The sequence below is a fragment of the Microbacterium sp. genome, from assembly GCF_029263575.1.
Classification (GTDB): Bacteria; Actinomycetota; Actinomycetes; order Actinomycetales; family Microbacteriaceae; genus Microbacterium.
Window position 1 is genome coordinate 1 of record NZ_JAJUFV010000090.1, and the last position, 12,015, is coordinate 12,015.

14 protein-coding genes, 1 pseudogene and 1 riboswitch are annotated in these 12,015 nt (G+C 67.1%); of the genes and pseudogenes, 6 read left to right on the forward strand and 9 right to left on the reverse strand.

Annotated elements, in window-relative coordinates; genetic code table 11:
- The 4 genes from Q1J95_RS10090 to Q1J95_RS10105 form a co-directional block, all read right to left on the reverse strand.
- The coding region (locus Q1J95_RS10090; RefSeq protein ID WP_300267386.1) for an energy-coupling factor transporter transmembrane protein EcfT at window positions 1–659 on the reverse strand (659 nt) is incomplete at its 3' end.
- Window positions 656–2,386 carry an ATP-binding cassette domain-containing protein gene (locus Q1J95_RS10095; RefSeq protein ID WP_300267387.1) on the reverse strand — a complete coding sequence of 577 codons (1,731 nt, stop codon included), beginning with the start codon at window positions 2,384–2,386 and terminating at the stop codon, window positions 656–658. The genes Q1J95_RS10095 and Q1J95_RS10090, both read right to left, overlap by 4 nt.
- Window positions 2,383–3,018: an ECF transporter S component gene (locus Q1J95_RS10100; RefSeq protein WP_300267388.1), complete on the reverse strand. Its 636-nt coding sequence runs from the start codon at window positions 3,016–3,018 to the stop codon at window positions 2,383–2,385. Before Q1J95_RS10100 ends, Q1J95_RS10095 begins: the two co-directional genes overlap by 4 nt.
- The gene (locus tag Q1J95_RS10105) at window positions 3,011–3,664 is read right to left on the reverse strand and encodes a YkoF family thiamine/hydroxymethylpyrimidine-binding protein (protein WP_300267389.1); all 654 of its coding nucleotides are present in this window, start codon (window positions 3,662–3,664) and stop codon (window positions 3,011–3,013) included. The genes Q1J95_RS10100 and Q1J95_RS10105 overlap by 8 nt, the downstream gene beginning before the upstream one ends.
- Window positions 3,665–3,721: 57 nt before the next feature.
- A riboswitch (TPP riboswitch) is annotated at window positions 3,722–3,830 on the reverse strand.
- A gap of 64 nt (window positions 3,831–3,894) precedes the next feature.
- On the opposite strand from Q1J95_RS10105, the gene Q1J95_RS10110 reads away from it, so the two are divergent.
- A complete protein-coding gene (locus Q1J95_RS10110; protein WP_300267390.1) occupies window positions 3,895–5,199 on the forward strand; it encodes a glutamyl-tRNA reductase in 1,305 nt (434 codons plus the stop codon).
- Window positions 5,200–5,215: 16 nt separating this feature from the next.
- Here the strand turns inward: Q1J95_RS10110 and Q1J95_RS10115 are convergent, their stop codons facing one another.
- The 3 genes from Q1J95_RS10115 to Q1J95_RS10125 form a co-directional block, all read right to left on the reverse strand.
- Window positions 5,216–5,542 (reverse strand): HepT-like ribonuclease domain-containing protein, encoded by a 327-nt coding sequence (locus tag Q1J95_RS10115; protein ID WP_300267391.1) that lies wholly within the window; start codon window positions 5,540–5,542, stop codon window positions 5,216–5,218.
- Window positions 5,543–5,562: 20 nt separating this feature from the next.
- Window positions 5,563–6,006, reverse strand: a complete 444-nt coding sequence (locus Q1J95_RS10120) for an XRE family transcriptional regulator (protein WP_300267392.1) — start codon at window positions 6,004–6,006, stop codon at window positions 5,563–5,565.
- A gap of 87 nt (window positions 6,007–6,093) precedes the next feature.
- On the reverse strand, window positions 6,094–7,011 hold the full coding sequence (locus tag Q1J95_RS10125; RefSeq protein ID WP_300267393.1) for a hypothetical protein: 918 nt from the start codon (window positions 7,009–7,011) through the stop codon (window positions 6,094–6,096).
- A 466-nt stretch (window positions 7,012–7,477) separates the two neighbouring features.
- Here Q1J95_RS10125 and Q1J95_RS10130 point away from each other — a divergent pair, with 466 nt between their 5' ends.
- The 3 genes and pseudogenes from Q1J95_RS10130 to Q1J95_RS15705 all read left to right on the forward strand — a co-directional run.
- Window positions 7,478–7,717, forward strand: coding sequence for a type II toxin-antitoxin system prevent-host-death family antitoxin (locus Q1J95_RS10130; RefSeq protein WP_300267400.1), 240 nt, complete (start codon window positions 7,478–7,480; stop codon window positions 7,715–7,717).
- A gap of 412 nt (window positions 7,718–8,129) precedes the next feature.
- Entirely contained in the window at window positions 8,130–8,702 is a 573-nt protein-coding gene (locus Q1J95_RS10135; protein ID WP_300267394.1) for an HhH-GPD-type base excision DNA repair protein, read from the forward strand.
- A pseudogene (locus Q1J95_RS15705) lies at window positions 8,699–8,998 on the forward strand (DUF1801 domain-containing protein); the annotation flags it as partial. The gene Q1J95_RS10135 and the pseudogene Q1J95_RS15705, both read left to right, overlap by 4 nt.
- 126 nt (window positions 8,999–9,124) lie before the next feature.
- Here Q1J95_RS15705 and Q1J95_RS10145 read toward each other — a convergent pair.
- Window positions 9,125–9,943: a serine hydrolase gene (locus Q1J95_RS10145; RefSeq protein WP_300267396.1), complete on the reverse strand. Its 819-nt coding sequence runs from the start codon at window positions 9,941–9,943 to the stop codon at window positions 9,125–9,127.
- Between the two features lie 45 nt (window positions 9,944–9,988).
- Between Q1J95_RS10145 and Q1J95_RS10150 the strand changes: the two genes are divergently transcribed.
- Complete coding sequence (locus Q1J95_RS10150; protein WP_300267397.1) at window positions 9,989–10,282, forward strand: hypothetical protein; 294 nt, start codon at window positions 9,989–9,991, stop codon at window positions 10,280–10,282.
- 78 nt (window positions 10,283–10,360) lie between these two features.
- Complete coding sequence (locus Q1J95_RS10155; RefSeq protein ID WP_300267398.1) at window positions 10,361–11,239, forward strand: hypothetical protein; 879 nt, start codon at window positions 10,361–10,363, stop codon at window positions 11,237–11,239.
- A gap of 10 nt (window positions 11,240–11,249) precedes the next feature.
- Here the strand turns inward: Q1J95_RS10155 and Q1J95_RS10160 are convergent.
- On the reverse strand, window positions 11,250–12,015 hold a 766-nt coding region (locus Q1J95_RS10160; RefSeq protein WP_300267399.1), incomplete at its 5' end, for a glycine--tRNA ligase.

A 12,015-nucleotide genomic window follows, 5' to 3' on the forward strand; every position in this document is an offset into this window, starting at 1 on the left:
AGGGTTCGTGGCCGATCACCGAGACCGCGTGACTCGAGGGCGAGAGCGATGCGCTCTGACGACCGGATGGTGCTCACGAGCAGCGCGAACGCCGCCCGCCCGAACGCGGCGATGCCCCGCCGGGGCAGGCCGTCTCGCCCCAGCGGCGCTCGCACGGCCTGTGCTGCGCGGATCGTCGTCCACGTCTGCGGCATGCCCTCCAGCGAACGCTGACCCGCCAGCAGCGCGTATGCGTATCGCGGAGGCAGGCGCGCATGTTGCACGGCGCTGATCATCATCTCTCGTGGGGGCGTCGACGCGACGAACGCGATCGCCCCGAGTCCGATCACGAGCGCCCGCAGCGCCAGCGCCGTGCCGATGACGAGACCTTCGACGGTGATCCGCACCGGTGCCTGCACGGCCTGTTCACCTGGCCGGCTGAGCGCATTGACGACGAGCACCCCGATACCGAACAGCACGAACGGCACCTGTGCAGGCAGCAGCATCCGCCAGGGGATGCGCGTGCTCCACCGCACGGCGGGCAACGCCACGACGTAGAGAACGAGCAGCGGCAGAGGGTCGAACAGGAACAGCACGGCGAGCGAGATCGCGGTGAGAGCGAGGAGTTTGATCGTGGGGTTGCGGGCGGCGAGCCATGACCCGTGTGTGTGTTCCCTCATCGTGTGACCGCCTCGGATGCCCCGGCGAAGGCGTGCTCGTCGAGACGCGCCAGTACCGTGCGCAACGCATCGTCGCCGGGGGTCCGCGGCGCCAGCCAGCGCAGCAGTCGCGGCGGGTGCAGCCCGGCGCGCTCGAGAAGATCGTCGTCGCGCAGCAGTTGACCGGGGGTCGTATCGGCGGCGATGCCGCCGTCGGCGATCACGAGGACGCGATCGGCGTACGTCGCGACCGCGCGCAGATCGTGACTGGAGAAGAGGATGCCGCGGCCGGCGCGCGCAGCGTCGCGCAATGCGCGCATCGCGACGATCGCGCTGTGTCGGTCGAGACCGAAGCCCGGTTCATCGGCGAGCAGGAATGGCCGCTCGTGAATGAGCATGGCGGCCAGGCTCAGCCGCCGTTTCTGCCCTCCCGAGAGGGTGTGCGGGTTGCGGTCGGCGAGGTCCGCGAGTCCGAAGCGCTGAAGCATCCACTCCACACGATCCCTGCTGTCTCGTGGCAGCCCGATGGCGACCTCTTCTCGCACCGTGTGTGCGCTGAACTGGTGCTCCGGGTTCTGGAACACCAGTCCCGCACGCGGCCCTTCGATCTCGCCTGCACCCGCGCGTGCGACACCGGCGAGGCAGTGCAACAGGCTTGATTTACCGCCGCCGTTGGCTCCCACGAGGGCGACGACCTCCCCCGTGCGCAGTTCGAGCGTGACGCCCCGCAGCACGGGAGTGGCCGCGGAACGCCGCGGAGCTCCCCCGGGCACGACATCGACGGCCCGCGCGGCGAGTGTCTCCGGTTGCGAGTCTGCGCGGTGCATCGGGTCGATCACGGGCGCGGTGGGCTCGGCATCCGCCAACTCCCGCACATACGCGGCGACGCGATCGTCGTCGAGACCGCCGGGGATGCCGGTCACGGCGAAGAGTTCGCGTTCCAACGGCAGCCAGCAGCCCTGAGCGAGCAGAGTGCGCGCGACCTGAACGCTCATGTCGGCCGCGCGCCCGTCGAAGAGCACCCGCCCACCTCTGTCGAGCACCAGCCACCGCTCCGGCAAGCCCGCCGCGATCGCCGCATCTGTGGCCGCGTCGCCTGTGGGCGCGATGTCCGCGCGCGCGTCGCCGAACTCGTCGAGGCGATGCTCGACGAGAACAGAGGCGACATCGTCTGCGCGACCCAGCTCGTCGAGTACTCGGCGCACCGCCGTAATGCCGTCGGCGTCGAGCATGGCGGTCGGCTCGTCCAGGAGCAGCAGCAGCGGGCGCGTGACGGTCGCGGCGGCGAGGGCGATGCGCTGCGTCTCACCGCCCGACAGCGTGCTCGTATCGCGGCCCCGCAGCGCTCCCGCCCCGACCCCCGCGAGGGCCAGGCCCACCTCGCGCGGGATGACGACCGGATCGACCGCGAGATTCTCGAGGGGGAACGCGACCTCGTCCTCGACGTCGGGCAGACAGACACCGGTGGCCGGGTCCTGTGCGACCACGCCGACGACGTCGGCCTGACGCGCGAGCGGCTGAGTCTGCACGTCTCGGCCAGCGACTTTCACGCCTCCGGTCGTCTCAGCGCGCACCGCCTGCGGGATCGCCCCCTGCAGCAGCCGCAGGAGGGTGGATTTGCCGCACCCCGATGGTCCGAGTACAAGAATCCGTTCACCGGGAGCGATCGTCACATCGAGCGGTCCGACGCCGCTCCCGTCAAGAAATCGCGCAGAGATGCCGCGGGCGTCGACGAGAGCGTTCGTCACCGGGCACGCCCTGCGCTGACGGGGAGCGTGTCGCGCACGATCGCGAAACCGTCGAGCACGCCCGTACGCCGCAGTGCGTCGACGATCACTTTCGCGAGCAGACCGCCCAGTACGATGCCGGACAGCAGTTGGAGTCCCAGCCGCAGCAGCAGGATGTCCTGCCCGAACCATCCGGACCGGAACCCGGTGAAGAAGAACACCAGGGTCGCGCCCAGGAGCCCGGATGCCGCGAACACGAGCCATCCGTAATTGCGGTATCGCGTCAGGGCGAAGGGCAGCTCGCATCCGATGCCCTGAAGCGCCGCTGCGATCAACAGCAGCGGGCCGACCGGTGACCCGAGGAAGATGACCTCGATGACCGCCGCGAGCACCTCGGCGATGATCCCCACGAAGGGGCGCCGGATGATCGCCGTGGCAATCGGCGCGACCAACAGCCAGCTGCCGAACAGCACGTGCTGCGCGAGGTCGCCGGCCGGACCCATCAGGATCGCGAGGAGGTTCCACGCCTGCACCATCACCCAGTAGAGAAACCCGAAGACGACGCCGAGCATGACCATGAGCACGATGTCTTTAAGCTGGAGAGCGCGTCGTGTCGGTCGATCGGATGCCCGAATGCGCGCGGAATCAGACATGGGCGTGCGAAGGGCTGTTGACCGAGACGGTCAGGTGGCTGGTGACGTGCTGCACACTGCGGCCGACCAGGGTCCAGCCGGCAACGGCCGTCTCGAGGATGCGCCCGAGATCACCCTCGAGGCGGGTGACGAAGTGGGCTGAGCCGCGGAAGGTGTCGTTTTCCTTGGCGAGGTCGATCGCAGCGTAGATGTCGCGCATGTGATCGGGCTCGACACCCGCGGTGACCTCATCGGCCAGCGGGTACAGCGCCCACTCGGCGGTGGCGTGGCGGTCCGTGTCGCGGCCGGTCGGATGCTCGACGGCACGCGGCCCCGCACCGCCGGGCAGCTCGCAGACGACCTCACCCGGGCAGCCGCGCGACAGCAGCACGGAGATCGACGCGTGCGAGCCCGTGTCGGCGATCGCGCTCGACAGGTCGGTGAGGTAGCGCAACAGGTCGCGCTCTGTACCGCCGACGAATGTGCTGACATCACCGGTCTCGACGCTCAGTCCGCTGGCGTCGACGCTGTCGAGCGCACCAAGGATGATGTCGGCGTAGCGGTCGCTCATCACGGCGACAGTGATTCGCGCGCCGACGCCGAAACGCAGTGGATCGTTCTGCAGCGCCGTGCGCTGGTCGTGATCATCGACTGTGGATAGGATCATGATTCCTCCGTGCGGTCATCGGCACGGAAGACACGACCGGGATCGGATGATCCCAGGCGCGGCGTCGCTGTTGCTCCCTGCGCTGGCATGATCCAGATCAGGTTCAACGGTCGGAGTTCGATTACTCCCTCTCAGCCCGGCTCACCGGACTCCCGTGCTCTTCAGCTACGACCGTAGCATCGGTATGCGGGGCGGAGTCCACTCTCGGCGATACGGCGTAGACTGTCCGGGTGCTGCTGTGCGTGACGGCGAGTCACAAGACCGCCTCTTTCGAGATGCTCGAACGACTGAGCCGCACCCCCGACGACGTTGCGCCCAACCTTTTGCGGCTCACCTCGTGTGTGCAGGGTGCAGTCGTTCTTTCGACGTGCAATCGTTTTGAAGCCTATGTCGAGGTCGACGAACCGGTCACGGCCGCCGGTGCCGTGGGCGTCGAGGCCGTGCTCGAGGCCGTCGAGCAGTCCACCGGCATCCCCGCAGAACAGCTCGAAGGCGCCTACGCCGTGCACTCGGGGCGCCGGGTGGCCGAGCACCTGTTCGCCGTGGCATCCGGACTCGAATCCGTCGTGCCCGGCGAAGGCGAGATCGCCGGGCAGGTGCGTCGCGCCCTGAAGGCCGCCCGCAAAGACGGCACCACCTCTCCCGAACTCGAGCGCCTGTTCCAGCGGGCCAGTCAGGCACAGCGCAAGGTCAAGAACGTCACCGCGATCGGCCGCGCCGGTCGCTCTCTCGTGCGGCTGTCGCTCGAACTCGCCGACAGTCGCATCGCCGATTGGTCTGCCGAGCGCGTGCTGCTGGTCGGCACCGGCGCCTACGCCGCGGTCACCCTCGCCACGCTGCGCGAGCGCGGCGCCGCAGACATCTCGGTCTATTCGCCCTCGGGCCGCGCTGAGCTGTTCGCGAAGAAGCACGCCATCACGGCCGTCGCCGAAGCCGACTACGCCCGCGTCGCCCGCGCGTCGACACTGCTGATCACCTGCACCACGGCGACTGAGCCCGTGCTCGGGCCGCAGCAGCTGCAGGGAGCCGCCAGCACGGGCGGGGCGGGTTGCCCGATGGGGGCGCCGACCAGCGGTTCACAGCTCGTCATCGACCTGGGCATGCCTCGCAACGTCGACCCCGAGATCGCGAACGTCGAAGGTGTCGCATTGCTCGACCTCGAGACGATCCGCCTGCACGCTCCTCTTGAAGAGCTGCAGGCGACGGATGCCGCGCGAAGCGTCGTCCGTGATGCCGCAGACACCTTCAACGTGGTCGGCGATCGTCAGAGCGTGACCCCGGCCGTCGTGGCTTTCCGCTCGCACATCCTGTCGCTCATGGAAGCCGAGATCGACCGCGCCCGAGCTCGCGGCGATGAAGACGGACGCGTCGAGCAGGCCATGCGCCACCTCGCCGGCGTGCTGACCCACACCCCCACCGCACGGGCGCACGAGCTCGCCGCAGACGGACGCGGCGCCGAGTTCATCGCAGCCCTGGAGACGCTGTACGGCATCTCGGTCGCCGATCCGGCCGCCAGGGCATCCGAAACGGCCTGACACTGCGGAGCAACGGTCAATCGCCGGACGCTTCGGCCAGCAGGGATGCGGCCGCCGCGCGCACGCGCGGCAACTCGACACTGATGGTTGCCCACACCGCCTCGTAATCAGTCGCCTCATCGTGATGCGCAAGCCGATCGCGCATGCGTTTGATACTCGACCAGGGCACCTGTGGGTTCGCGACCACAGTCTCCTCGCTCAGTCGTGCGACGTTCTCACCGATCTTGATGATGATCGACTCGGCTGCGAGCCCCGGTGTGTTGAGCTCGTCCGAGACGTACCACTCGTGGCCGCGAGCGGCGAGTTGCGTTCCGTCATCGCACAGCCGAACGATCTCGCGCAAGCACCGATCGTCCCTCTCGCTCATGCGGCGACCGCCGACTGCAGGATCGGATGATCAGCGGGGAGCGCTCCGTCGGTGACCACGTCGATCGGGACGCCGAGCAACTGTTCAGCTTCTGAGGCGAACTCTGCGATCGTCAGCAATCCGACGTTCGGCCCTCGGGTGACGAGGAGATCGAGGTCACTCTGCGCGGTGTCCGCACCGCGCCCCGCCGAACCGAACACGCGCACGTTGCTCAGTCCATGCTCCGCTGCGAGCTTCTTGAGTTCGTCACGATGCTGCTTGAGCGCCTCATGCGGCAGAACACGCATGGCCGAGCGCAGCCTGTCGAGCATTGCCTCTGACGGATTCCTCCGCCCGGCCTCGTACGCCGCGATGTTCGGTTGAGCAACGCCGCTGCGCGACGCGAGCTGCGACTGGCTGAGTCCAGCGCGCTCGCGCAACTCTCGCAGCGTTTCACCCATATCATGATGATATAGCAGGATCGGCGACCACAGTTCCCTCATCGAGATCACGTCTCGCCCCGGTCGCCGGGATGCTGCTCGACTAGCTCAGTTGTTGTCCTCCGGGGAGTGGCGCCTCGCACGACGTCGAAACACCTCGATTCGGATGATCGGCTGCGGTCCCGACTGACTCGTTGACGTTGACCGTTCAATCGCTCGTTCGTCGTCGAGCTCCTGCAGCGCCTTCTCATACCAATCATCAGCCTGCGCCAACCGTTTGACTGTTGCGGCGTCCCGAATCGTCTTCACGAAGGGGGAGCGAATCGTCGGCGTGACAACGATGTAGAGGGCAATGACCACAACGACTGAAAGCGCCGACAGCACGGCGAACGCCCATAATCTCGCGAGCGTCGCCCCCAGTGGCACGAGAATCATCACTATGAGTCCGGTAACCCGGAAAGTCCAGGAGAGCACCTGATCGCTGCGCTTGTGCGGAGGAAACGGCGCCGTCATGCGCCACGCGATCGCCACCACCCCTGCACCCCACCCCACGAGGAGGACGAACGCCCAGGCACGATCATCGATCTGAGATCCGCCGTAATCCCAGACCAGGCCCGTCCCGCTAAGAAGAGGCAGACCAACCAGGGGGATCAGCCAGTAAACAGACTCTGCTCCCACTCTCTGGCGGAGCGTGACTTTCGTTCCCTCCACGAAACCGGAACTCGTCGCCCCGCTATGGAGCTTTTCCTTCTCGCGTCTCGCAGCAGACACCCGCTCCGCAACTGGACGCTTGAGTTCCACCAGACCGGCCACGACTGACACAAACCAGGCGCTGAGCAGCAAGAGGATCAGTTCCAGCGTCACCTGCCGCCAGAGGACGACCCACAGCACCAGTGCTGAGAAGCTCGACGCCCCAAGCGTGATACCGAGCGTAAGGAACTCGATCAGTCTGCGGTTCTTCTTCGGCAGCGCTTGCACTCCCTCTGGAGGGAGCGAGAAGGCAATTCCGATCACGATCGTCGCCATGACGGCCAGGAATCCGAAACCCGAGGCCATCTCGACGTCGTGTTCGGCGCCCCCTCCGAGCAACCAGTCAGCCACAGATGCCGCTGCCGTCGCATACGGGTGCTCTGCGACACTCGCGGCAGCCATCGCGGCCAGAGCAGGAAATAGCAGGAAGGTCAGCGTGAGGATGGGCCACCCCAGCAACCAGCTCATCTGCCCCGCATCCTGACGCGGAATTTTCCGCTCCATTGGCTTCCGTCCGTTACCCGTCGTCACTCTGACCCCTCCGTTGCACTGTCGTCTGGCCGACCCTCATGCTCGCACGACGGCGCTCACCGTGACGTTTGCCGTACGAACAGCCCCATTTCCTTCCAGCCGCTGAGAGTCGACAGCCCCCACTCGCTCTGCTGGTCGGGACGCTGCTCGATCAGCAGGCGCGTTAGCCATGTGGTGAGCACGCGGCGGGGACTGGTGTACATCTTGTTCGATAACCCTTTCCGAATTCCGCGCACGCCAAAGCGACTACATCGCTGCGGCGCAACGGGAGCCTGTCGAAATCACGTCGCGCGGTGTCGGACGCAGGGCAGTGGTCGTGTCACCAGATTTCTTCGATCGCGCGCTCGAAGCGCTTGAGGATCAAGCCGATATTCGCGCTGCCGCAGCGGCCTGCGCTGAGACGGATCCTCGGGTCGCGCACACCGATGTGATGTCAGAATTCGGGCTGTAGCCACAGCTCGTGCGATACGAGATCACCTACGCGCAGTCCGCACTGAAGTCACTGCGCGAGCTCGACCGCGGGGTTGCACAACGCATCCTTCGCGCCATAGACGCACTCGCCCACGATCCTCGCCCGGAGAGAGGTCTACCGATGAACATCAACCGACCACTGACGGCATGAGGACACAGGGTGAACGGCAGGAGGTCGTGTCACGCCTCTGGGATGAGATCCGACAGGTGCGCCCGGGTTCACGGGCCTTAATCGCGCTCGACGGCTTCGACGATGCAGGTAAATCGCATCTCTCCGATGAGATCGCCGAGCACGCTCGGACTGTGCGCAATCGGCCGCTCGTTCAGGTCAGCATCGATGGCTTCCACAGAAGACGCCCGCTCCATGTCCGCTCGGGTGCGACACTGGACGCATGGCCCTGCACATCACCGGCGACATCGCCGCCGACGCCCTGCTCACCGACAACCCGCTCGCACTGCTGATCGGGATGCTGCTCGACCAGCAGGTTCCGATGGAGACGGCATTCGCTGGCCCGCTGAAGATTCAGCAGCGCAACGGAGCAGTGGATGCCACGACGATCGCTGGCACCGACCCCGACGCGTTCCTCGAGGCGTTCAAACAGACGCCCGCGGTGCACCGCTTTCCCGGGTCGATGGTGACGCGCGTTCAGACGCTGTGCCAAGAACTCGTCGACTCGTGGGGCGGCGAAGCCTCGGCGCTGTGGACGAGAGATGACCCCGACGGAGCTGAGGTATTGCGACGGCTGAAGAAGCTCCCTGGTTTCGGCGAACAGAAGGCGAAGATCTTCCTCGCGCTGCTGGGCAAGCAGTACGGATTCACCGGCGCCGGCTGGCGCGAAGCATCCGCCCCCTACGGCGAAGAGGGCTCGCTGCGCAGTGTCGCTGACATCGTCTCGCCCGAATCGCTCGCCAAGGTGCGCGAGCACAAGAAGGCGATGAAGGCGGCCGCGAAGGCTGCGAAGTGAAGCCGACCGGCGGTAGCGTCGCCACCTTCATCGCGGGTGTCACGCCCGCCATCCGGCGGCGGGATGCCGAGACCCTGACGGCGTTACTGCAGGAGATCGCGGGCCGCGAGCCCGAGCTGTGGGGCACGATCATCGGCTTCGGCAGCTGCCACTACCGGTACCCCACCGGCAACGAGGGCGACATGCCCGTGCTCGCGTTCGCGCCGCGCAAGGCCGCGTCGACGATCTACCTCGACAGCACCGAACGCCATGCCGATGCGCTCGCTCGACTGGGCCCGCACACCGTCGGCAAGGGGTGCCTGTACATCAAGGACCTCGAGAAGGTCGATCTGGATCTGCTGCGCCCGATCCTCGAAGACGTCCTCGCCTGGACGAGGCCGGCGGCGACGAATACGCCGCCATCACGGTGCAATCGTGACGCGTCAGCTCGCGCCGTAGCGCGCGACGATCTCGTCGGTGAGCGGCGGCCAGATGCGCTTGTGCTCATCGCCGAAGGCGACCCCCGACAAGAAGGCGGCGGCGATGTCGCGCGAGCGGTCGACGAAGAAGAAGCTCCCCTGCCCGCCGAAGTGCCCAGCCGTGTCGGGCGGGAACGCATCGCTCAGCCAGTGCGGGCTCTTGGTTCCCTTGCGTTCGAACCCGAGGCCCCACTGGTTATCGTCGAACGAGCCGTAGCCGGGCACGACGCCACGCAGGCCCGGCTGTGACACGGCGAGCGCGAGGTCTCGAAGCGCCGCCGGAATCAGCGTGGGGCGGAGCACCTCGCGGCCGAAGATCAACAGGTCGGCTATCGAGGCCGTATACCCGGCCGACGGCCGCCCGGTCACGTTGATCTCGGTCATTCCGAGCGGCTGCGCCACCTCGCGCAGCATCCAGTCGGAGAACGTCATGCCCGCGGCCTGCGCGACGTGCGCGCCGAGCGCATCGAACCCCGTATTCGAGTAGATGCGACGTGCACCGGGCGCCGCCTGCGGCTGTTCCCCTTCGAACGGCAGCCCGCTCGTGTGGTCGAGCAGGTTGAGCACGGTCGATCCATCGGGTCCGGCTGGCTCGTCGAGATCGATGAGCGCGCGCTCGACGGCGACCAGCACCCCCCACGCCGACAGCGGTTTGCTCACCGAGGCGAGCGCGAGCGCCGTGTGCACATCTCCCTGAACGGCGATGGTGTGCTCAGGGTCGGTCACGCCGACGAGGGCGGTATGCGGGAAGCCGTCGGTCGCGGCGAATGTCGTCGTCTCCACCCTGCCATCGTCGCACGCCCGGAGGATGACATAGACTCACAAACCATGCAGACCGGGGGAGAGGCGCGCAGAACTCTGTCGATTGTCGTGGCTACAGGGGTCGCCCTCGCCCTGCTGAGCGGGTGCACGCCAGCGATGAACGAAGAGGCGGTCGCGGCCGCGGAGGAGTACAGTGCCGACCTCGCATCCTGGGCGGTCGACGTGTCGGATGCTGCGGCGCTGCTCCCCGATGAGCAGGAGAAACCGCTGATCGAGGCGCTCGAGGCGATGCCGACGCTGACGGAGGTGGCGGATGCCGAGGAGACGGTGTCCGAGCGGTTGGCCGCCCACCGGGTCTAAGCCGAAGAGGTCATCGCCGCGCTGGAGGAGGAATCCGAACCCGTCAGCGGAATCATCCCCGACGACCCGGAGGGCCTGATGAATTCCCTGCGCGCCTTCGTCCTCGATCAGCTCGCCCAGGATGCAGCCTTCCACGAGCAGGCCGCGGCGGACGCGGAATCCTGGTCGCACTACGCCAACGGCTACAAGGATTTCTCCGAGGAGGACCCGAACAGCTCGTGGACGCTCTACGCCGTCTACTTCAGCCCGGAGATCGCGATCGGGTACGGGGAGCAGCTCGAAGAGGTCGCCCTGCTCTCTGCGGCAGGAGACGAGGATGCCGCCGACGCTGACAACCTCGCACTCCCGGGAGTCGCCGACCCCTATCGCGCGGCGCTGCTCGCCGACATGTCGGCACCGGATTCACCGTCGGCCGATCGCGAGCCGATGTGGCGGCTGTGGATGCTGTGGCGCATCCGCGAACTGGAAGACACCCCCGACGCCGTCTACGACACCGCCGTGGCGGCGATCAGCGAGGAGCTCGTCGTCCACGTCGACACCGATGTTCCCACCGCCTCCCTCCACGCCCCCGGCTCGCAGCGGCTGCTGGACGCCGTGCGCTCATTCGGAGACGTGGCCACCGATATGGAGCTCGACGAGGACTGGCTCGCCCGGTTGACCGAGGTGCGCGCATACGAGGATTCCCTGCGCGCGGCACCCGTAGTCACCATGGTCGACGAGGCCTTCGACGAGCTGCTCGCCGCGCAGGATGCGCTCCTCGCCGAGATCACCGACCTCGTCGAGGAGAAGGGTGAGGATGCCGAGGAGGAGGTGGCCGCCCTCATCTCGACGCACTTCGATGAAGCCGAGAAGATCGCCCTGCCGGCGATGCGCATGCTCGATGACCCGGAAGAGTACGAGCAAATGCGGGTCGACGAGGTCCGCGCGACCGCTCCCTCCGGCGCGGACGAGTCCTGACGTCGCGCACTCAGGCGCCGATGAGGCGCTGGGCGAGGTAGGCGTTCAGCTCAGCGACCGGCACGCGCTCCTGCGCCATCGTGTCGCGGTCGCGCACTGTCACGGCGTTGTCGTCGAGCGAGTCGAAGTCGACGGTGACGCAGAACGGCGTGCCGATCTCGTCCTGGCGACGGTAACGGCGGCCGATGGCCCCGGCGTCGTCGAAGTCGATCGCCCAGTGCCCGCGCAGCGAATCCGCGACCTCGCGCGCGAGCGGCGAGAGTCGCTCATTGCGCGAGAGCGGCAGAACCGCGACCTTGACCGGCGCCAGACGCGGATCGAGCTTCAACACCGTGCGGGTGTCGGTACCGCCCTTGGCGTTGGGCACCTCTTCTTCGACATACGAGTCGACGAGGAACGCCATCATCGACCGCGTCAGGCCGAACGACGGCTCGATCACGTAGGGCGTGTAGCGCTCGCCGGATGCCTGGTCGAAATAGGTCAGGCTCTGACCGGATGCCTCGGAGTGGCTGCTCAGGTCGAAATCTGTGCGGTTGGCGACCCCCATCAGCTCGCCCCACTCGGAACCGGCGAAGTTGAAGCGGTACTCAAAGTCGATCGTGCCCGCCGAGTAGTGCGCGCGCTCATCTTCGGGCACGTCGAAGCGGCGCATGTTCGCCGGGTCGATGCCGAGGTCGACGAACCACGCCCAGCAGGCCTCGACCCAGTGCTCGAACCACTCCTGTGCCTCTGCCGGTGGCACGAAGTACTCGATCTCCATCTGTTCGAACTCGCGG